17 protein-coding genes and 1 tRNA gene are annotated in these 21,074 nt (G+C 73.1%); 5 read left to right on the top strand and 13 right to left on the bottom strand.

Going from position 1 to position 21,074, the window contains the following annotated elements; translation table 11 throughout:
• Positions 1-63 precede the first annotated feature (63 nt).
• The 4 genes from V4Y04_RS13860 to V4Y04_RS13875 are packed head-to-tail and all read left to right on the top strand — an operon-like array spanning position 64 to position 3,953.
• Entirely contained in the window at positions 64-711 is a 648-nt protein-coding gene (locus tag V4Y04_RS13860) for an ABC transporter permease (RefSeq protein ID WP_332428104.1), read from the top strand.
• On the top strand, positions 704-2,050 hold the full coding sequence (locus V4Y04_RS13865; RefSeq protein ID WP_332428105.1) for an ABC transporter ATP-binding protein: 1,347 nt from the start codon (positions 704-706) through the stop codon (positions 2,048-2,050). Before V4Y04_RS13860 ends, V4Y04_RS13865 begins: the two co-directional genes overlap by 8 nt.
• Positions 2,047-2,988 (top strand): ABC transporter permease, encoded by a 942-nt coding sequence (locus V4Y04_RS13870; RefSeq protein WP_332428106.1) that lies wholly within the window; start codon positions 2,047-2,049, stop codon positions 2,986-2,988. The genes V4Y04_RS13865 and V4Y04_RS13870 overlap by 4 nt, the downstream gene beginning before the upstream one ends.
• A complete protein-coding gene (locus V4Y04_RS13875) occupies positions 2,985-3,953 on the top strand; it encodes a glycine betaine ABC transporter substrate-binding protein (RefSeq protein WP_332428107.1) in 969 nt (322 codons plus the stop codon). Before V4Y04_RS13870 ends, V4Y04_RS13875 begins: the two co-directional genes overlap by 4 nt.
• Positions 3,954-4,001: 48 nt before the next feature.
• On the opposite strand, the gene V4Y04_RS13880 is transcribed toward V4Y04_RS13875, so the two are convergent.
• From V4Y04_RS13880 to V4Y04_RS13905, 6 genes are all read right to left on the bottom strand, one after another.
• Positions 4,002-4,793 (bottom strand): S16 family serine protease, encoded by a 792-nt coding sequence (locus V4Y04_RS13880; protein ID WP_332428108.1) that lies wholly within the window; start codon positions 4,791-4,793, stop codon positions 4,002-4,004.
• A gap of 109 nt (positions 4,794-4,902) precedes the next feature.
• Positions 4,903-5,541 (bottom strand): IclR family transcriptional regulator, encoded by a 639-nt coding sequence (locus tag V4Y04_RS13885; protein WP_332428109.1) that lies wholly within the window; start codon positions 5,539-5,541, stop codon positions 4,903-4,905.
• Between the two features lie 285 nt (positions 5,542-5,826).
• Positions 5,827-7,617, bottom strand: a complete 1,791-nt coding sequence (locus V4Y04_RS13890) for a DEAD/DEAH box helicase (protein ID WP_332428111.1) — start codon at positions 7,615-7,617, stop codon at positions 5,827-5,829.
• 175 nt (positions 7,618-7,792) lie between these two features.
• Positions 7,793-8,203: a type II toxin-antitoxin system death-on-curing family toxin gene (locus V4Y04_RS13895; protein ID WP_332428112.1), complete on the bottom strand. Its 411-nt coding sequence runs from the start codon at positions 8,201-8,203 to the stop codon at positions 7,793-7,795.
• Entirely contained in the window at positions 8,200-8,433 is a 234-nt protein-coding gene (locus V4Y04_RS13900; RefSeq protein ID WP_332428114.1) for a hypothetical protein, read from the bottom strand. Before V4Y04_RS13900 ends, V4Y04_RS13895 begins: the two co-directional genes overlap by 4 nt.
• A 41-nt stretch (positions 8,434-8,474) precedes the next feature.
• Complete coding sequence (locus tag V4Y04_RS13905) at positions 8,475-9,980, bottom strand: MFS transporter (protein WP_332428115.1); 1,506 nt, start codon at positions 9,978-9,980, stop codon at positions 8,475-8,477.
• A gap of 232 nt (positions 9,981-10,212) precedes the next feature.
• Here V4Y04_RS13905 and V4Y04_RS13910 point away from each other — a divergent pair.
• A tRNA-Cys gene (locus V4Y04_RS13910) sits at positions 10,213-10,284 on the top strand.
• Between the two features lie 20 nt (positions 10,285-10,304).
• Here V4Y04_RS13910 and V4Y04_RS13915 read toward each other — a convergent pair.
• The 7 genes from V4Y04_RS13915 to V4Y04_RS13945 form a co-directional block, all read right to left on the bottom strand.
• Complete coding sequence (locus tag V4Y04_RS13915; RefSeq protein ID WP_332428117.1) at positions 10,305-11,555, bottom strand: SUKH-4 family immunity protein; 1,251 nt, start codon at positions 11,553-11,555, stop codon at positions 10,305-10,307.
• 542 nt (positions 11,556-12,097) lie between these two features.
• The gene (locus V4Y04_RS13920) at positions 12,098-14,440 is read right to left on the bottom strand and encodes a xanthine dehydrogenase family protein molybdopterin-binding subunit (RefSeq protein WP_332428119.1); all 2,343 of its coding nucleotides are present in this window, start codon (positions 14,438-14,440) and stop codon (positions 12,098-12,100) included.
• A complete protein-coding gene (locus V4Y04_RS13925) occupies positions 14,437-16,380 on the bottom strand; it encodes a 2Fe-2S iron-sulfur cluster-binding protein (RefSeq protein ID WP_332428121.1) in 1,944 nt (647 codons plus the stop codon). Before V4Y04_RS13925 ends, V4Y04_RS13920 begins: the two co-directional genes overlap by 4 nt.
• Complete coding sequence (locus V4Y04_RS13930) at positions 16,377-17,270, bottom strand: FAD binding domain-containing protein (RefSeq protein WP_332428122.1); 894 nt, start codon at positions 17,268-17,270, stop codon at positions 16,377-16,379. Before V4Y04_RS13930 ends, V4Y04_RS13925 begins: the two co-directional genes overlap by 4 nt.
• Positions 17,271-17,557: 287 nt before the next feature.
• The gene (locus V4Y04_RS13935; RefSeq protein WP_332428123.1) at positions 17,558-19,219 is read right to left on the bottom strand and encodes a beta-N-acetylhexosaminidase; all 1,662 of its coding nucleotides are present in this window, start codon (positions 19,217-19,219) and stop codon (positions 17,558-17,560) included.
• Position 19,220: 1 nt separating this feature from the next.
• Positions 19,221-20,066, bottom strand: a complete 846-nt coding sequence (locus tag V4Y04_RS13940; protein WP_332432833.1) for a carbohydrate ABC transporter permease — start codon at positions 20,064-20,066, stop codon at positions 19,221-19,223.
• 29 nt (positions 20,067-20,095) lie between these two features.
• Positions 20,096-21,073 (bottom strand): carbohydrate ABC transporter permease, encoded by a 978-nt coding sequence (locus V4Y04_RS13945; protein ID WP_443080012.1) that lies wholly within the window; start codon positions 21,071-21,073, stop codon positions 20,096-20,098.
• Position 21,074 lies beyond the last annotated feature (1 nt).

A 21,074-nucleotide genomic window follows, 5' to 3' on the forward strand; every position in this document is an offset into this window, starting at 1 on the left:
GACCCGGCCGACCGGACCGACCGGACCGACCTGACGGGCGTGGCCGAGCTGGGGTGAGCGGACGTGAACTTCTGGGAGTACCTGGGCAACCGCCACCAGCAGCTGCTCGTCGACACGTACCAGCACGCGAGCGTGGTCTTCCAGTGCATGGTGGCGGCGACCGTGATCGGCGTGCTGATCGGGGTGACGACGTACCGCAGCGACTGGGCGGGCAGCCTGGCCACGACCGCCACCTCCACCCTGCTGACCGTCCCGTCGCTGGCCATGATCGGTCTGCTGATCCCGGTCGTGGGGCTCGGGGTGCCGCCGACGGTGATCGCGCTGACGCTGTACGGGCTGCTGCCGATCGTGCGGAACTCGATCGTCGGCCTGCGCGGGGTCGACCCCGCGCTGGTGGACGCGGCCACCGGTATCGGCATGTCGCGGGTGGCCCGGCTGGCCCGGGTGGAGCTGCCGCTGGCCTGGCCGCCGATCCTCACCGGGATCCGGGTCTCCACCCAGATGCTGATGGGCATCGCCGCCATCGCCGCGTACGCCTCCGGCCCCGGCCTCGGCAACCTGATCTTCCGCGGGATCGCCTCACTGGGCAGCAGCAACGCGCTCAACCAGGTGCTCGCGGGCACCCTCCTGATCATTCTCCTCGCGCTGCTGTTCGACGCCGGGTACGTCCTGATCGGGCGGCTGACCATCTCCAGGGGGATCCGTGCCTGAGTCGCCCGCCCCGGGGACGCCCGGCGCACCCTGCGCACCCGGCGACGCCCCCGGAACCACCAGCACCACCGGAGCCACCGGAGCCACCAGCACCACCGGCACCACCGGAGCGACCATCGAGCTGGAGAACCTCACCAAGCGGTACCCGGGCAATCCGCGGCCGGCCGTGGACAGCGTCGACATGGAGATCAGGGCGGGCGAGACGGTCGTCCTCGTCGGCCCGTCCGGCTGCGGGAAGTCGACCACGCTGAAGATGATCAACCGGCTGATCGAGCCGAGCGGCGGCCGGATCCGCATCGGCGGCGAGGACGTCACCGACATGGACCCGGTGAGGCTGCGCCGCCAGGTCGGGTACGCGATCCAGTCCAGCGGACTGTTCCCGCACATGACGGTGGCCCAGAACATCGCGCTGGTGCCGAAGATGCTGCGCTGGCCGGCGGCCCGGGTGCGGGCGCGGGTGGAGGAGATGCTGGACCTGGTCGGGCTGGACCCGGGCGAGTTCCACGGCCGCTATCCGCGCCGGCTCTCCGGCGGGCAGCAGCAGCGGGTGGGCGTGGCGCGGGCGCTGGCGGCGGATCCGCCGGTGCTGCTGATGGACGAGCCGTTCGGGGCGGTGGACCCCATCACCCGCGACCACCTCCAGGACGAGCTGATCCGGCTGCAGCACGAGCTGCACAAGACGATCGTCTTCGTCACCCACGACTTCGACGAGGCGATCAAGCTCGGCGACCGGATCGCGGTCCTGCGCGAGCGCTCGCACATCGCCCAGTTCGACACCCCGGAGGCGATCCTCACCAACCCGGCGGACGACTTCGTGTCCGGTTTCGTCGGCGCCGGAGCCGCGCTGAAGCGGCTGAACCTCACCCGCGTACGGGACGTGGGGATCACCGACTATCCGACGGTGACCGTCGACGACCCGCTCCAGCGGATCTTCGACCTGCTCCGCTCCAGCGGCTCCAACGAGATCCTGCTGCTCGACCGGCACCGCCGCCCCTACAAGTGGCTCCGGCGCGGCGACCTGATGCGGGCCAAGGGCTCCCTGGCCCGCGCGGGCACCCTGGTGCACGACACGGTGACCCGGAACGCCACCCTGCGGGACGCGCTGGAGGCGGTGCTCACCGACAGTTCCGGGCGGGTGGCGGTCACCGGCGGGCGCGGCGTGTACGAAGGCGTCGTCGACGTGGAGACGCTGATGAACTCCGTCCACGAACTGCTGGAGGCCGACCGGCTGGAGGCCGACCGGCTGGAGGCGACGGAGGCCCAGCACGAACTGGAGGGGCAGCGGGCCGGCCGGACGCACGCCGAGCAGGAGGGTGCGGACAGGGAGGCGGACGCGTGAGCGGCTCCTCCCGGCGGCGGACGCCCGGCGGGCGGCGGCCCCCCGGCGAGCACGAGGCCGGAGGACTCGCCTTCCGGGACGAGGACGAGGAGCAGCACCGGGACGAGGGCGATCGCAGGGGCAACAGCGAAGGCGACGGCGACGGCGGGGGCGTGGCCACGAGGGAGGCGGCCGGATCCGCGTCCTCGGCCGCGGACGCCTCCCTCGTGACGTGGCAGAAGCTGACGGTCCTGCCCGTGGTGCTGATCGTCGTCCTGTTCTCGACCTGGCTGTGGTTCACCCGGGCCGACCTGGACGCGCTCTCCGAGAACGCGCTCTCCGACGGGCAGGTGTCCAAAGCGCTGTGGCAGCACATCGAACTGACCGTGATCTCGACCTTCTTCGTGCTGATCATCGCGATCCCGCTGGGAATCCTGCTGACCAGGCCCGCCCTCCGCAGAGCCGCCCCGGTCGTGATGGCGTTCGCCAACACGGGCCAGGCGACGCCCGCGATCGGTCTGCTCGCGCTGCTGGTGATCTGGCTCGGCATCGGCCGCAGGGCCGCCCTCATCGGCATCATCGCCTACGCCGTGCTGCCGGTGCTCTCCAACACCATCGCGGGCCTGCGGGCCAACGACCCGACCCTGCTGGAGGCGGCGCGCGGCATCGGCATGTCCCCGCTGGGCGTACTGGCCCGCGTGGAACTGCCCCTGGCCGTCCCGCTCATCCTCGCCGGGGTGCGTACGGCCCTGGTCCTGAACGTCGGCACGGCCACCCTGGCGACCTTCGGCGGGGGCGGCGGTCTGGGCGTACTGATCACCACCGGGATCACCAGTCAGCGGATGCCGGTGCTGATCCTGGGCTCGATCCTCACGGTCGCCCTGGCCCTGCTGGTGGACTGGACGGCCTCGCTGGCCGAACTGCTGCTGCGGCCGCGGGGGCTGGAGTCCGGCACATGAGGCGGCGCGGGTGTCTGCTGCTCGCCGGGGTGCTGCTGGCGGGGGTCTCCTCCTGCGGGCTGACCAGCGGGTCCCCCATGGTCGACGACGTGGAACCGGGTTCGATCGGGCGGGGCAAGCCGCTCGAGGGCGCGAAGCTCACCGTCACCTCCAAGGAGTTCACCGAGCAGCTGATCCTGGGCGCGATCATGGGCATCGCCTTCCAGGCGGCCGGCGCCGAGGTCGTGGACCGCACCGGCATCCAGGGCTCCATCGGCGCCCGGGAGGCGGTCGTCAAGGGGGACGCGGACGCCTCGTACGAGTACACCGGCACGGCGTGGATCACGTACCAGGGCAACAGCAAGCCCCTCCCCGACCCGCGCGAGCAGTGGGAGGCGGTGCGCGAGGCCGACCTGAGGAACGGGGTGACCTGGCTGGAGCCGTCGGCGCTGAACAACACCTACGCCCTGGCCATGAACCAGGCGAACCACAAGAAGTACGGCACGCGGACGCTGTCGGAGGTGGCCGCGCTGGCGAAGTCCGACCCGCCGGCGGTGACCCTGTGCGTGGAGGGCGAGTTCGCCAACCGGACGGACGGGCTGCGGGGCATGGAGAAGGCGTACGGCATGAACGTGGCCACGGGGAACATCACGCAGATGGACACCGGGATCATCTACACCCAGACGGCCGAGGGCGCCTGCACCTACGGCGAGGTCTTCACCACCGACGGCCGGATCAAGTCCATGAACCTGGTGGTGATGGAGGACGACAGGAAGTTCTTCCCCAACTACAACGCGGCACCGATGGTCAACACCGACGCCCTGAAGAAGTGGCCGGCGATCGCCGAGGTCCTCGACCCGGTCACCGCGAAGCTGGACAACGAGGTGGCGCGGACCCTGAACGCCGAGGTGGACGTGGACGGCGAGGACCCCCACCAGGTGGCGCTGGACTGGATGGTGGACGAGGGGTTCGTCAGGAAACGCTGAGCCGGCGGACCGCGGTCAGCCCGCGGTCAGCCCGCGGTCAGCCCGCGGTCAGCAGCTCGGGACCTTGCCCGCGTCCTTCTCCAGGGCGACCAGGGCGTCGACGGTGCCCTCGAGGGTGGTGACCGGGATCAGGCGCAGACCGTCGGGGAGTTCCGCCCGCGCCGCGGCGCACTCGGCCTCGGGCACCAGGAAGACGGTGGCGCCGTCCCGCCGGGCGGCCTGCGTCTTCAGCGGCACCCCGCCCACGGCGCCGACCCTGCCCTTGGCGTCGATCGTCCCCGTACCGGCGATGATCCGGCCGCCGGTGAGGTCGCCGCCGCTGTCGTCGCCGTTCAGTTTGTCGACGATGCCGAGGGAGAAGAGCAGGCCGGCGCTGGGTCCGCCGACGTCGGCGAGCTTCAGGTCGACCTCGATGTCCTTGCCGTCCAGGTCCAGGTAGCCCAGCGCGGCCCGGGTCGCCTCCTGCTGCGACGCGCGCATCTGCTTCTCGTTGTACTGCTCGATCTCCTCGAGGTTGTCCCCGGTGGGGTAGACCGAGTCGCGGGGCATGACGGCCTGGTCGGTGCCGAACCAGGCGTCGAGGACGTCCGGGAGGCTCACCCGGGTGTCGGGGGAGGTCGCCTCGATCGTCGTCATCCGCAGCTGGCCGGTGGTCTCGCGGGTCTTCGCGCCGGAGACGGTGATGACCTGTGTGCCCTTGCTCTCGCCGAGCACGTCGGCCGTCAGTCCCGGCTGCGCCACCGAGAACGGCAGCGGCGCGAACACCGCCGTGGCCAGCAGGGCGACGACGGGAACGGCACAGACGGCCAGGGCCTGGGGACGCGTGAGGCGAGAGAGCACGGGGTCAATCTAACGCGACGCCCCGGTCCCGCCTCCGCCGCTCCCCTGTCGCTCCCCCGCCGCGCCCCTGCCGCTCCGGCCCCCGCGGCCGCCCCCACGGCGCCGGCCGTCAGCGCAGCGCTTCCGCGACCTCGCGGGCCGCGTCCATGACGCGGGGGCCGACCCGTTCGGGGACCACGTCGGCCAGCATCACCACGCCGACGCTGCCCTCGACGCCGGTGACCCCGATCAGGGGCGCCGCCGCTCCGCACGCGCCGGCTTCCAGTTCGCCGTGGGTGAGGGTGTATCCGGGGTCGCGCGGCCGCTGCCGGGCCGCGATGATCGCCCGGCCGGCGGCGCCCCGTTCCAGTGGATGCCGGAACCCGGCCCGGTAGGCCACGTGGTAGTCCGTCCACGACGGCTCCACCACGGCGACGGCCAGCGCTTCGGCCCCGTCCACCAGCGTGAGGTGCGCGGTGGCGCCGATGTCCTCCGCCAGCGACCGCAGGGCCGGCATCGCGGCCTCGCGTACGAGCGGATGCACCTGGCGGCCCAGCCCCAGCACCCCGAGTCCGACCCGGGCCCGTCCGCCGAGGTCACGGCGGACGAGCGCGTGCTGCTCCAGGGTGGCGAGCAACCGGTACACGACGGTCCGGTTCACGCCCAGTCGGTGGGAAAGCTCGGTGACGGTCAGACCGTGGTCCGTGTCGGCCAGCAGTTTGAGGACCCGTAGTCCCCGGTCGAGCGTCTGAGAGGTCTCCGCGGTCACGACGCCCACTCCTTCGGGGTCAGGTCGGCGGCCCTCTCACGGCGTGTGCGTCACCGAGTCCCGTCGGTGACGCGCTCCAGAGGCCGCCGATCGGCCGGTGGCCCGGCTGTGTCCCGGGCGCAGTCGCTTCACGGCTGCGCTCCGCGGCGGCGCTGCCACGGGGCGTGTGCGTAGCGGGACAGTAGCGAGCCGGTCCGGTCAGCGGAAGGCTCCGTCCAGAATCCGGGCACCGATGACCGTGAAGTGGCACCTTTTGCCGCGGTATGCACAGACGGTGAAGGGAATTCACCGCATGCGGGTGGCCCACTCCTGCACCTTGGCGATCCGCTGACGCAACTGTCCCGGTGTGGCCTCGGCGGCGGGCGGTCCCCCGCAGACGCGGCGCAGTTCGGTGTGGATGGCGCCGTGCGGTTTGCCGCTCTGGTGGACGTAGGCGCCGACCATGTTGTTGAGCTGCCGGCGCAGTTCCATCATCTCCTTGTGGGAGACCACGGGGCGCCGCTCGGCGGGCAGTTCGAGCAGGTCGGCCTCGGTGTCCGGCTTCTTGCGGCTGTGCGCGATCTGCCGGGCCTGCCGCTTCTGCAGCAGCATTTCCACCTGGTCGGGTTCGAGGAGCCCCGGGATGCCCAGGTAGTCCTGCTCCTCCTCGCTGCCGGGGTGGGCCTGCATGCCGAAGTCGGCGCCGTTGTAGGTGACCCGGTCGAAGACGGCGTCGGACTCCAGCGCCTCGAAGGGCAGCATCTCCTCGCCGGTGTCCTCGTCCTGCTCCCGGTTCGCCTCGTCCATCTCCTGCTCGGACTCGGCGTACGGGTCCTCCTCGCCCTCCTTCTTGGGCCGGTCGAGGACGTGGTCGCGCTCACGCTCCATCTCGTTGGCGAAGGTGAGCAGGTCGGGCACGGTCGGCAGGAACACGGAGGCGGTCTCGCCGCGCCGCCTCGACCGCACGAAACGGCCGACGGCCTGGGCGAAGAACAGCGGGGTGGAGATGGTGGTCGCGTACACGCCGACGGCCAGGCGCGGTACGTCGACGCCCTCGGACACCATGCGGACGGCGACCATCCACCGGTCGTCGCCGTCGCTGAACTCGTCGATCCGTTTCGAGGCGCCGTTGTCGTCGGACAGGACGACGGTGGCCTTGCTGCCGGTGATCTCGCGGATCAGCTTGGCGTAGGCGCGGGCGGAGTCCTGGTCGGCGGCGATGACGAGGGCCCCGGCGTCCGGGACGGACTTCCTGACCTCGGTCAGCCGCTGGTCCGCGGCGCGCAGCACGGACGGCATCCACTCGCCGCGCGGGTCGAGGGCGGTGCGCCAGGCCTGGCTGATCGCGTCCTTGGTCATGGGCTCGCCGAGGCGGGCCGCGATCTCGTCGCCGGCCTTGGTGCGCCAGCGCATGTTGCCGCTGTAGGCGAGGAAGATGACGGGGCGGACGACGCCGTCGGCGAGCGCGGAGCCGTACCCGTAGGTGTAGTCGGCGGCCGAGCGGCGGATGCCGTCGTCACCCTCCTCGTACGTCACGAACGGGATGGGGTTGGTGTCGGACCGGAACGGCGTACCGGTCAGCGTGAGCCTGCGGGTGGCCGGCTCGAACGCCTCCAGGCAGGCCTCGCCCCAGGACTTGCTGTCACCGGCGTGGTGGATCTCGTCGAGGATGACGAGGGTCTTGCGCTGCTCGGACCGGTTGCGGTGCAGCATGGGGCGCACGCCGACACCGGCGTAGGTGACGGCGACCCCGTGGTAGTCCTTGCCGACCGGGCCCGCGCTGTACTCGGGGTCCAGCTTGATCCCGATCCGGGCGGCGGCGTCGGCCCACTGCTTCTTCAGATGCTCGGTGGGCGCGACGACGGTCACCTGCTGCACGACGTGGTGGTGCAGCAGCCAGGAGGCCAGCGTCAGCGCGAAGGTGGTCTTGCCGGCGCCGGGGGTGGCGACCGCCAGGAAGTCGCGCGGCTGCGTCTGGAGATACCTCTCCATCGCCCCCTGCTGCCAGGCCCGGAGCTTTCCGGCGGTGCCCCAGGGGGCACGGCCGGGAAAGGCGGGGGACAGGTGGTGCGAGGCGGAAGCGGCGGTGGTAGTCACGGTCTCCGTTGTGGGGACGGGGGCGGGTTCGGGCGGCTCGGCCGCGCCGGGAACCCGGCCGCAGGGACGGCCGGCCGCACCCGGCGGTCGGCGTACGGCAACCGGGCCACCCTATCCGCGCCCCGGTCCGGACGACGCCCGGGCCGGGCGGGGGCACCCGGGGGTGGGACCGACGTCACAGCCTCCGCAGCCGTCCCGCGATGCTGCCCACATCCGCTTCCGCCCCTGAGGCCACCTCGATGACCAGCGCATACGCCGCGTCCTGGTCGACGGCGGCGAGATCGACGCCGTTGAGGGCGAGGAAGGTCGCGGTGCTCAGCCAGGCGGTGCGCTTGTTCCCGTCCACGAGGGGGTGGTTGGTGGCGATGGCGTGGAGGAGGGCGGCTGCCTGGTCGTACAGGCCGGGGTAGGCGGCCGTGCCGAACATGCGGGCGCGGGGGCGGTGCACGGCCGAGGCCGGCAGTCCGGGCTCCCGTGTCCCGGGCGGACGGCCGCCGAAGGCGATCTCCGCGAGGGCGGTGACCTCGTCGACGGTGAGGTGCCGGGTCGCTCCCCCCGGAGCGGCCGGCTGCCGATGCGTGGTCATTCGCCCAGCCTCCGCAGCAGGTCGGCGTGCTCGCGCGCGAGGTGCTCGCCGACGGCGCGCACCTCGCGCGCGAGGTGCTCGCCGACGGCGCGCACCGTCCGGCGCTCGTCGCGCAGGTACGCGCGCACGGCCTCCTCGGCCACGGCTTCGGGCGTGCGGCCCTGGGCGTCGGCGAGATCCTGGAGGGCGCGCAGCCGGGCGGGGTCGAGGTGAAGGACGAACTCGGTCACACCCGAATGCTACTTTCCGTGAGCATACGGAAGCGATCGGTTTACGGCTCGCGCTCCCGCAGCCGCGTCGTCACCCACACCCCCGCCAGGGCCACCGCCGCCATCGGCAGGAACACGGCGACGAAGGCGGCCGGGTGGGAGCCGGCGGCCTGCGTGGCCCCGTGGGCGACCGTGCCGCCGCCGAGGGCCGCGAAGGCCGCTCCCCCGGCGGCCAGCAGGAGGACGTTGGAGAGGCCGTCGGAGATCTGGAGGGCGGCGGAGTTGGTGCCCGCCTCCTCGGGGGCGGAGAGCTGGAGCAGCAGGACGCTGGTGGAGGAGATCACCAGGCCCATCCCGAGGCAGCCGAACGCCCAGGCGACGGCCAGGGTCCAGGCGGGGACCGACTCGATCAGCACGCTCGGGGCCGCCGCGATGGCCACCGCCACCAGGAGCATCCCGAGGGTCGTCAGCCGCTCCCGGTGCGGTTCCAGACGGGGCCGCGACTGGATCCAGGAGCCCAGCGCCCAGGTCACGCCGCCCGCCGCGAGGGAGAACCCGGCGAGGGTCGGGCTGAGGCCGCGCTGGGTGACCAGCATCAGCGGGACGAAGGACTCGGCGGCGATGAAGGATCCGGCGGCGACGCCGCGCAGCAGCACCACCGAGGGCAGGCCGCGTGCCGCCCGCCAGGTGCCGTGCGGGAGCAGTCCCCGTACGGCGGGCACCAGGAGCGCCAGGCCCGCCGCGCCGGGCAGCAGGGAGATCCAGCGCAGGTCCTGGGCGGCGTACTGGAGCAGCGCGGCGCCGAAGGAGATCGCGAGGGCGAGACGGATGCGGCGGCCGCCCGAGGAGGCCGGTGCGTCCGTGCCGTCGCCTGCCCTGCCGCCGCCCGCCGGGCCGGACGCCCTGCGGCGTATCTGCGGGAGGGCGAGGGCGAGGGGGAACGCGACGAGGACCGGGATGCCGAGGAACACCCACCGCCAGCCGATGTGTTCGGTCACCGCTCCGGAGGCGAGCGGGCCGACGATCGACGGCACCACCCAGCTCGCCGCGAACGCGGCCATGATCGCCGGACGCAGCCGCTCCGGGTAGGCCCGGCCGACGACGACGTACAGCGCGACGATCACCATCCCGCCGCCGAGGCCCTGCACGGCCCGCCCCAGGATGAACAGCCACATCGAGCCCGCCGTCCCGCCCAGCAGCAGTCCCGCGGCGAAGGCGGCGATGCCCGTGGTCAGCGGCGCGAGCGGCCCGCGCCGGTCCGACCACTGGCCGGAGAGCACCATCGCGAACAGGCTGGTCGTGAAGAACGCCGAGAACGCGAAGGCGTACAGCGACACCCCGTCCAGCTCGCGCGCCGCGACCGGCATGGCCGTGCCCACCGCCGTCGCCTCGAAGGCGATCAGCAGCACCACGGAGACGATGCCGATGCTCAGCGCCCGGTAGGGGCCGCTCAGCACGCCCTCGCCCCGCTCGCCGCCGGGGGCGGGGGGCAGGATCGGAGTGGTGGGCCCGGGCGGGGCGTCGGAGGTCTTGGCGACAGAGGTGTCGCGCGGGTTCGGGGCGGCCATGGACGTCAGAGTAAGGGCCATAGGACGCTTTGACCCCTGTCGAGGGTCGGACCGGCACCGGGACCTTGGTCGTACTCCCCCGGCCCGCCCGCTCCCGGCGTTCATGAACAGCGTGTGGCAGTCCCGTTGCACCGCACCGGAATCCCTTGAGCACCGCTCCCGCCCCGCCGTACGGTCGGCGTACCGAGTTCGCGGCGGCAGGGTGGTGAAGAGCACACCTCGCCCCGGCCTTGGCCGTGTGCCCGAGTGGCTCAGGGATTCGCCTGCAAAGCGAATAACGCGGGTTCGATTCCCGCCACGGCCTCCCCCGCGGGCGGGGTGCCCTCAGAGCACCCCGCCCGCTTCGTCCTGGAACAGCTCCGTCCAGTAGTGCCAGTCGGCGTCGGTCGTGGCGCCCGTCGGGTCGACGGAGGACAGGACCTGGATCATCGTCATGGCCAGCTGGTCGTACGCCTCGCTGGTCAGCGCGTGGCCCGACTCCTCGTCGATGGTGTGCTCGCGGTGCAGCAGCCAGAGGGTGAAGGCGAGGGTCGAGATGTCCGTGTTCAGCGGGTACAGGACGGCGTCCGGCTCGCTCCAGTTCAGGACCGCGCCGGTGGCGCCGTCGACGACCAGGCTGTTGTCCTCTATCAGATGGCCGAGGCGGACGAGCCGGTCGGCGTGGGCGGGGAGGCGGCCGGCCGGGAACGCGCCGGGACCGTCGCCGCAGCCCTCGCCGTGGTAACCGCCGTGGTGATCGTCGCGGTCCTCGCCGTGGTACTCGGCGAGGGTCCGCAGCGGCAGGTCGGTGTCCAGCTGGAACAGGAAGCCGTCCTCGGGCAGGCCCGTATCGCGCAGGAAGCGGCGGGTCGGCTCGTGCGTCAGCGTCGTGGGGAAGTCGAACTCCTCGAAGCGGACCACGCTCCGCCGGCCGAACTCCTGGTCGAGGAGGCGGACCGGGAGGTCCAGGGCGAGCCCCGAGGCCGTGCCCGGACCGGCCACCAGAGCCAGCGGGCGGATCAGCGCGGCCATCCGCCACAGCGGCGCCGGCTCTCCGTCCGCGCCCTCCTCGAACACGGCGAGCAGCTGCCGCGATGCCTCCGCCACCGCCTTCGCGCCCCAGCGGCCCGCGTAGGCGGCGAACTGGCCGCGCAGCCCCGCCAGTTCGTCCGTGGCGGCGGCGAACCGCACCAGGGTCGGCAACGACGGGGCGAGCGGGCGACGGTCCATCAGGTCGGGCCGGTCGTGGAAGAAGTACGTCGTCGACACCTCGCCGGTGGCGCCGTCGAGCAGGACCGACTCCGTCTCCAGGCCGGCGGGGCCGAGCAGTCCGCCGATGACCAGCTGGTCCCGCAGCTCCGCGGAGAGCCCCTCGCCCGGATCACCGGCCGAGCCGGCGACCGTGCGCAGACCCTCGCCCCGCAGCCGCGTGAAGCTGAACAGGCCGCTGTCGCAGGGCAGTCCGGGGCCGGTCAGCCAGCGGCGCGTGGACGCGTGCGTGATGAACGGATCGAGGTCGTCCTCGGTCAGGGTGATCGCCGCCGCGGTGCCCGTGACGTTCATGGCATCCGTGACAGCGGTGTCGGTCGTGCTCATGGCTCCCCCGTGCATACGTGCGATCGGTCCCGTGTCCCGTGCTTCGTCACTCCGGACCGCACCGTTCCGCCCGGACAGGACGGACCCCGGCCCTCCGAACCCGACAGCCGTCCCCACCACTTGGAACACTACGCGTCACCACTGACAACGCCCCGGAGCGGGAACGGGCGGACGGGCGGACGGGCGGACGGGCGACCGGAACACGGATACGGACGCCCCACCCCACAAGACGCCCGAACACCCCCTGTGCGTTGCCTTCGCACGGAAATCAACGTGAACGTTCTACGACTTCCCGCCCCAGACTGCCCGGCGTCGGCCACGGACACCGGTCACGCGTCACCACGGGCGGCCCGGCCACGGGCGGCCCGGCCACGGGTTCCCACAGGTGGCCGGCACGACGTCGGCCACCCGTCACCGGCAAACGGTTGCCCCTCGGCCGTCGTCCCTCGGCCGTCGGCCGCCGGTCGTCCGTTGCCCATCGACCGGCGGTCGCCCATCGGTCGCCCGTCCTCCGGCGCCCGGCGGGCTTCAGTCGGCGGCCGTCAGTCGGTGGACCTGACCAGCCGGTCGCGGCCGCTGGTCACCACCGCGGCCTGCGGGCGGATCGGCAGGCGGTTGACCGGGCGGCCGGTGGCCGCGCGGACGGCGGAGGCGATGGCCGCCGGCGAGGTCACCACCGGCACCGCGCTGACCGACTTCGCGCCGAACGGCGCGACCACGTCCCGCTCCTCGACCAGTTTCACGATCTCGATGTCGGGCGCGTCCAGGGCGGTCGGCAGGGCGTAGCCGGTGAGGTCGGGGTGGCGGACCAGACCGCGCGGTGTGCGCAGGTTCTCGGTGAGCGCGGCGCCCACGCCCTGGGTCACGCCCGCCTCGATCCGGGCGGCGAGCTGAGCCGGGTTCAGTATCCGCCCCACGTCCTGGGCGACGGCCAGTTCCACGACCCGTACGGAGCCGATCTCGATGTCGACGTCGACCACCGCGCGGATCGCGCAGAAGGCCATTCCGACGTAGGCGTCGCCCTGGCCCGACGCGTCCAGGGGCTCGGTGGGATGCGGACGGCACTGGGCGGTGGCCCACAGTTCCTTGCCCGCCAGTTCCTCGGTGACGGGCGTCGACAGCACGCCGTCGTACGAGGTGATCCGGCCGTCGGTGATCTGGAGCAGCTCGGTGGACATGCCGAACTTGTGGGCCAGGGGCGCCAGGAGCTGGGTGCGGACCATCTTCGCCGCGCGTTCCACCGCGCCGCCCGACACCCAGGTGTGCCGGCCTCGGCTGCCCGCGCCCGCGGCGGGCTGGTCGGTGTCCACGGGTGCCACGCGCACCTCGTCGACGCCCAGGATCTCCTGGACGATCTGCCGGGCCAGTGTGGTGAAGCCCTGGCCGGTCTCGACGGCCGCGCACAGCACCGTCGCCACCCCGTCCTGGACCTTCACGGTGGCCGTGGACACCTCGTCGGCACCCTCGCCGCCGAGCATGTGCACCATGCCCAGGCCGTAGCCCACCCCGCGGCGTACCGCGCCCGGTTCGCCCGCGCCCTCGGGACCGCCGGGCAGCAGCCACTCGTCCTCGGGGCTGTCCTTGGGCAGCGGCGGCAGCGGGTGGTCCCGCACCGCCTCGAGGAGTTCGGCGACCGGGGCCGGACAGGTCACGGTCTGGCCGGTGGGCAGGACGTCGCCGGTCGCCATGACGTTGCGCATGCGCAGTTCGGCCGGGTCGAGGCCGAGCTTCTTGGCGAGCTTGTCCATCTGCGCCTCGTAGGCGGCGCACACCTGCAGGGCGCCCTCGCCGCGCACATGGCCGGAGGGCGGGTTGTTGGTGCGGACCGCCCAGCCCTCGATGAAGGCGTTCGGGACGACGTAGGGGCCGCAGGCGAAGGCGACGGCGGCGGCCAGCACGTCCGACGAGGTGTCGGCGTAGGCGCCCGCGTCGAGCAGGATCTGCGCCTCGACCTTCACCAGCCTGCCCTCGGCGTCGGCGTGGTGGCGGTAGCGCAGCAGGGTGGGGTGCCGGTGGGCGTGGCCGAGGAAGGACTCCTCGCGCGTGGCGGTGAGTTTGACCGGGCAGCCGGTCTTCAGCGCCAGCAGGCCGAGCGGCAGCCGGAAGCTCTGGTCCTCGCGGTCGGCGGTCGCGCCGGGCACTCCGGTGACGACGATCTTCACGCGGTCGGGTTCCAGACCGAACGCGGCGGCGGCCTCGTCCCGGTCGCCGTGCGGGTCGGTGGAGGCCAGGTACAGCTCGACGCCGCCGTCCGGGCGGGGGACGGCCAGTCCGGCCTCGGCCCCTATGGGGGCGGGGTCCTGGCGGCCGATGCGGTACAGGCCGTCGACGACGAGGTCACCGGCCGCGTCGGGGTCGCCGTGCCGCAGCGGGATGTGCCGGATCAGGTTGCCGTCGGGGTGCAGCGGCTCGGCCTCGAAGGCCTGTTCGGGGTCGATCACCGGGTCGAGCACCTCGTACTCGACGATGACGGCGGCGGCGGCCATCCGCGCGGTGTCCGGGTGGTCGGCGGCGACGGCGGCGATGGCCTCGCCGTGGTGGCGTACGACGTCGGAGGCGAAGACCGGGCGGTCGGACCGGCCGCGCTCGTACACCGGGGTGCCGGGGACGTCCTCGTGGGTGACGACGGCGTGCACGCCGGGCATCTCGCGCGCGTGGGTGGTGTCGATGGACGTGATCCGCGCGTGCGGGTGCGGGGAGCGCAGTACGGCCGCCCACAGCAGGCCCTCGGCCCACAGGTCGGCGGCGTACGGGAAGGTGCCCTCGGTCTTGGCGCGGGTGTCGGCGGCCGGCAGGGAGACACCGAGTCCGCGCGGGAGCGGTTCCGTCCCGGCGGTGTCCTCCGTGGCCTGTGCGTTCTGCACGGTGGTGGCCTCGTTGCTCATGCCTGGCCTCCGTCCCGGCCGTAGAGCCGGTCATGCGGTCCGGGGTCCGGGAAGGCGGCGGGGCCGACTCCGCCGGCGCCCGGTCCTGCCTGGTGCGGAATGCGGAACTCGCCCGTTTCGCCGCCGGAGCCCCGGGCGTTGTCCTGGTCGGCCAGGGCGGCCTCGGCGAGGGTCTCGCGTTCGGTGACGACCTCCTGGACGGCTTCCACCACACCCCGGTAGCCGGAGCAGCGGCACAGGTTGCCGCACAGGGCCTGGCGGGTCTCCATCCGGGTGGGCGCCGGGTTGCCCTCCAGCAGGTCGTGCACGGTCATCGCCATGCCCGGTACGCAGAAGCCGCACTGCACCGCGCCGCACCGCGCGAGCGCGCGCTGCACGTCCGACGGCCGGCCGTCCTGGGCGAGGCCCTCGACGGTACGGACCTCGCTGCCGGCCGCGGTCACGGCCGGGACCAGGCAGGACGCGACAAGCCGACCGTCGACCTGCACGTTGCAGGCCCCGCACTCGCCCTGTGAGCAGCCGTCCTTGGCGCCGGCGAGGCCGAGGCGCTCGCGCAGCACGTAGAGCAGCGACTCGCCGATCCAGGCGTCGGTGACGGGCCGGTCGGTGCCGTTGACACGCAGCACGTAGGAGGCGAGGGGGTGGTCGTCGTGCGCGGCACCGGGCAGCGGTTCGGACCCGGGTGACGTGCCGTCGGGGGCGTCCAGGCCGATGTCAGGACCGGTGCCGATGTCAGGACCGGTGCCGGTGTCAGGACCGGCGGCGGACGCGGGGCCGGTGCCCGCGGGTTCCGGCCCGGTGTCCCCGGCCGGGGACGTCTCGGCGTGGTCCCTCGCGCCCTCCGGGGCCGCTGTGCCTTCCGGTCCCTCCTGGGCACCGTGCGCGCCGTATGCGCCCTGGGGCCGCTGGGAGCCCCTGACGGCCTCGACGGCCCCCGGAGCCTCCCCGGACCCGCCGACGGGTCCTGCGGCGCCCTCCGGGCCCGGTTGCGGGTGCTCGCGGAGCTCCGGGGCGGACGGACCGCCGGCCGCCTCCGGGTAGGTCTCGGGGCCGGACCGCCAGTGGGGCTCGGCGGGGGCCGGCTGCGGCACCCCGCTCGACAGGGGCGGGGAGTCGTGGCCGGGGGCGGGCCGCGCGTCGGGCCGCTCCCGGACGGGGTCGGCGGTGCCCGCATGACCGTGCGCGGGTGCTCCCCGGCCGTCGTCCGCGCGCCAGTCGGGTTCCGGGCCGCCCTGCTCCCGGTTCTGCTCCCGGCCGGGAGCGGAGTCGGGGTGAGCCGGGTCCACGCCCGGTACGCCCGGTCCCCACGGCTGCCCGATGGCCTGTGCGGCCCAGGGCGCGGGGGCGCCGCCCGGGAGGGTGGGGGGCGGGGTGACCGGCGGGGTGGCTCCCCACTGCTCGGCCAGCGCGGAGGTGGTGAACTCGCCGGACTCGTCCGGGAGGTCGCCGCCCGCGACGGGGATCGACCACTGGCCGGTCACGTCGGCACCGGGTGCCGGGGCGCCGGCGCCGGGCGGGTCCTCGAAGTGCCACTGTCCGGAGGCCCCGGGGTCGTACGTGAACCGGTCCTGGCCGCCGTGCTGCTGCGCCGCGTGCGCCCCGGGGTCCTCCCTGGGCCGGCCCGCCCGCGGGTCGTGCCACTGGACGCCGTCGACGGGGGCGCCCGGCGTTCCGGCGCCCGGCACCGCCCAGCCGCCGGTGCCCGCGGGGTCGGTGCCCGCGGTGGTGGGGGTGACGGTGATGGGCGGCGGCACATAGCCGTGTCCGGGCGCGGCGAGCGGGCTCTCCATCGAGTCCAGCAGCGCGTCGATGCCCCCCTCGGGAAGCTTCACGAAGGCCGTGGCGCCGTCGTCGTAGTCCCCCTGGGGCAGCGGGTCCCAGCGGCTGCCGCCGCCCTGGGACGTGCCGGACGTGCCCTCTCCGTGCTGGTCGTCGGTCACGACAGTGCCCTCCCCAGTGCTCGTCGGGCCAGTGCGGCGACGGTGCGCCGCAGGTGCAGTACCGCGGGCGGCAGCGACGGGACGGAGCCGTCCTCGTCGGGGGCCGGATCGGGGATGCAGGCCGCGGCGACGTACTCCCCGAACGCGTTCAGCGCCTCCGGCACGAGCGCGCGGTTGTTGTCCCAGTCGATGAGCTGGGCGACCCACTGCTCGGCCTCCAGGGGCCGCAGCGCCATCGGCGCTATGGCGCCCACCGCGCAGCGGACACCGCGCCGGCCGGGGTCCAGCACCAGGGCGACGGAGGCGACCGCGCGGCCGGGGCCGGTACGGCCGGTGGCCTTCAGGAAGACCTGCGGGGCGTGCAGCAGCGGCACCCGCACGTAGCCGATGAGTTCACCGGCCCGCAGCATGTCCATCCCGGCCAGCAGGTGCGACACCGGGATCTCCCGGCGGGCTCCGCCCTGGCCCGCGATGATCAGCGTCGCCTCGAGCGCGGCCAGCACGGGCAGCGCGTCACCGGTCGGGGCGGCGGAGGCGATGTTGCCGCCCAGGGTGCCCGCGTTGCGGATGTGCGGTGGTCCGGCGGCACGCGCGGAGGCGGCGAGCGCCGGGATGAGGGCGGCGAAGTCGGGGCGGCCCATACGGGCGTGGGTGAGGCCGGCACCGAGCAGCGCGTGGCCGTCCTGGTACTGCCAGCCGCGGATCTCGCTGATCCGGCCGAGGCCGACCAGCGCCGTCGGCCTGAGCTGCCCGGAGTTGACGGCGGCCATCAGATCGGTGCCGCCTGCGACGGGCACGGCGGCGGGCATGGCGGTGAGCGCCGCCACCGCCTCGTCCAGCGTCGTGGGCAGCGTCACGGCCTGCGCCGCCTGCGGTGCGTGCGTGCTCAAAACCGGCTGCCCCTTCCCGCGGCCCCACCTGGTCCCACCTGTTGCAGCCGTACGGTACGACCTGACAGGGCGGACGTGGCAACTCTGGCACATCTTCGCGAGCACCGAAGACAGGGGTCCACTAGGAGACGTTCGCCCACCTCACAGGCCACTTGACCCGTTTTGGGGCCCCATCGCCCGTGTGCTCGAATTGGTACCGTTCGATGATCCTTGCGACTTTTCCGTGCGGCCTGTTCGGGATGGGGCGGGCCGGGGGTGTGCCGGGCCGAGGCGGACCGGGCCGGGGGCTACCGGTTCGGGGGTGGGCCGTCGATGGGGCGGCCCAGTACGCCGGGGCGCCGCTGCCAGGGCAGCGGGCCGGTGGGCGGGCGGTAGGCCACGCCGAGGGCGTCGAGTCGCCGGTAGTGGGCGGCCATCCGGCGCTCGAAGTCCGCGAAGTCCCGTTCCGCGGGGGCGGACAGCGCGCTCCAGGCGACCTCGGCGAGGGCGGCGAGCCGGGGAAAGACCTGGTAGTCCACCCTCGCCTGGTTCTCCGTCACCTCGGACCAGGCGTTGGCCTGGGTGCCGAGCACCCGCCCGGCGTCCTCGGGCGTCAGCTCCGCCGGCACGGGTTCGAACCGGTAGACGTCCTCCAGGGTGCGCACGTACCCGATCGGTACCGGCTCCTCGGGGCCCGCGTCCTGGCGGTGGTCCAGGTACACGTGCTGCTCGGGGCACATGACCACGTCGTGCCCCGCGCGGGCGGCGGCGACCCCGCCGGCGTAGCCGCGCCAGGAGGACACGGCGGCGCCCGGGGCGAGGCCGCCCTGGAGGATCTCGTCCCAGCCGATCAGCCGGCGGCCCCGTTCGGCGAGCCAGCCGGCGAAGTGCCCGACGAACCAGGACTGGAGGGCGTCCTCGTCGGCCAGGCCGAGATCGGCGATCCGTTTCCGCGCGATGTCCGACGCACGCCACTGGTCCTTCGGGCATTCGTCGCCGCCGATGTGGACGAACGACGAATGCCCCGGGGCGCCCGTCGCGTCGGCGGGAAACAGTTCCAGGACTTCCTCGAGCACTCCTTCGTAGAAGCGCAGTGTGGTGTCGGTGGGGGCGAGTACGTTCGGATTGATCCCCCAGGTGTCCCAGACGGTCAGCGAGGAGGTGTCGACGACGTCGGTGTTGCCGAGTTCCGGATACGCGGCGATGGCGGCCTGCGAGTGGCCGGGCACGTCGATTTCGGGGACGACGGCGATATGCCGTTCGGCCGCGTAGGCGACGATCTCCCGGATGTCGTCCTGGGTGTAGTGGCCGCCGTGCGGTGTGTCGTTCCACAGGGGTGAGGCGCGGTGGCCGAGTTTCGTCCGGGCGCGCCAGGATCCGACCTCCGTCAGCCGCGGGTAGCGCTGGATCTCGATGCGCCAACCCTGGTCGTCCGTCAGGTGGAAGTGCAGGACATTGAGTTTGTGCGCGGCCATCAGATCGAGATAACGCAGTACGCCTTCCTTGGGCGTGAAGTGCCGGGCGACGTCGAGCATGAGGCCGCGCCAGCGGAAGCGGGGGGCGTCCTCGATCGTGACGTGCGGCACGGTCCGGACCCGGTCGCGGCCGAGCGGGGCCCTGCGGTACGCGTCGGGGCCCAGGAGCTGCCGCAGCGTCTGGGCGCCCCGGAAGACACCGGCCGCGCTGCCGCCCTCGATCAGGACGCCGTTCGGGTCGCTGACGAGGCGGTACTCCTCGGGACCGAGCCCGGGGTCGAGCTGGAGCCCGATGCCGTCGACGTCCGTGTCGTCGAGCTCCCGTCCCTCGTGAAACGGCAGGCCGGTGGCCTGCCGGAGGACGGTGCCCAGCCAGTGTCCGACGCCCTCCGTCGCGGGACCGGCGTAGAGCCGGGAGTGCTCCGTCAGCCGTACCTCGCCGGAGCCGGTGACGACGCTGCGGGGCGCGGGAATCAGTTCCGTCGGCGATGTCATGTCAGTCCTTCACCGCGCCGCCCAGTCCGGAGACCAGGCGTCGCTGTACGAGTACGAAGAAGACCAGCACCGGAATCGTCATCACCGTGGACGCCGCCATCACGCCGCCCCAGTCGGGATCGTCCGGCTTGTAGAAGACCAGCAGGGCCATCGGCAGTGTCGACTGCGAGATGTCGCTGATGATGAAGGACTTGGCGAACAGGAAGTCGTTCCAGGTGGAGATGAAGGAAAAAACGCTGGTGGCCACCAGCCCCGGCAGAACGAGCGGAAAAAGGATCTGCCACAGGAACCGCGCGCGGCTCGCGCCGTCGATGTAGGCGGCCTCCTCCAGCGCGTCGGGAACGGCTTTCACGAACCCCCGCAGCATCCAGATCGCGAACGGCAGCGAGAACGCGATGTGCGGCAGGATCAGCGACCACAGCGTGTTCAGCTGGCCCGCGTCCCGCATGAGGAAGAACAGCGGGATCGTCAGCGCCTCCACGGGCACCATCTGGGCCACCAGAAACATGATCAGCAGGGTGGTCCGCATACGGAACCGGAATCGCGTCACGGCGGTCGCCGCGAGAAAGGCGATGAGTGCGGAGGCGAGCACCACGGAGCCCGCGACGATCACGCTGTTGAGGAAGTACCGGCCGAATTCCTCCTGCCCGAACACCCGTCGGAAGGAATCCAGGGTGGGGTTCAGGGTCCACGGCCGCGGCCGGTCCGACTCGATCTCGCCGGCCGGTTTGAAGGCGCTCAGCACCATCCAGTACAGCGGGAAGGCCACCACCACCGCGACCGCCAGCGCGGTCGCCTCGGCGGCCAGCCGCCACGGACGCCGTACGAACCCGCGCACAGGATTCACCCGGCGCGCCCCGGCCCGGCTCACGACGGTCACAGTTCCTCCCCCTGGCGGCGCAGCAGCCGCAGGTACACCAGCGTGACGGCGAGCAGGATCAGCAGCATCACCACGCCGATCGCGGCGCCCAGGCTGTACTGCGAGGACGCGAACGCCTTCTGGTACGCGTAGACGTTGAGGACCAGGTTCTGGCCGGCGATGCCGCCCCCGCCCGTCATGACGTAGATCTGGGTGAAGACCTTGAAGTCCCAGATCACCGACTGGATGGTGACGACGACCAGGATCGGCCGGAGCATCGGGGCGAGCACCGAGCGCCAGACGCGCCACTGCGAGGCGCCGTCCAGGGCGGCGGCCTCCAGCACCTCGGCGGGCACGGCCCGGATGCCGGCGTAGACGGTGATCATCACGAACGGGAAGGAGCACCAGACGACTTCGAGCAGGACGAGGAAGAAGGCGCTGTACCTCCCGTACGTCCATGAGTGGTCGCCGAGGCCCAGGAGCCGGTTCACCGGGCCGAAGTCGGCGTCGAAGAGGAGCAGCCACACCGTGGAGCCGGTGACGGCCGGGGTCGCCCAGGCGCCGAGCGCGGCCAGCATCAGCGCGAGCCGGGGCACGGCGCGCACCCGGGTGAGCAGCACGGCGAGCGCGCAGCCCACGGCCAGGGTGGAGACCACGCAGGCCGCCGCGAACAGGACGGTGGTGAGCAGCACCTGCCAGAACTGCTCGTCGGCGAAGAGTTCCCTGTAGTTGCCCAGGCCCTGGAAGGTGGTCGGTTCGCCGCCGCTGACCTGTGCCTGGGTGTAGTGGAAGAGCGAGATCAGGCCGAGTTGGTGGACGGGGTAGGCGAGCAGCCCGCCGAGGACGACGAGGGCGGGGGCGAGATAGAGCCAGGGGGTGAGGCCGGCCCCGCGGCCCCGGCCCCGTGGGCTCTGCGGGCCCCGCGGCCTGTGGGGTGGGGTGGCCGTGCGGGGCGCGGGACGCTTGCGCACGGCCACCGTGTCCGGTGCGGCCACC

This window comes from Streptomyces sp. P9-A2 (assembly GCF_036634175.1).
In the GTDB taxonomy this organism is placed as follows: domain Bacteria; phylum Actinomycetota; class Actinomycetes; order Streptomycetales; family Streptomycetaceae; genus Streptomyces; species Streptomyces pratens.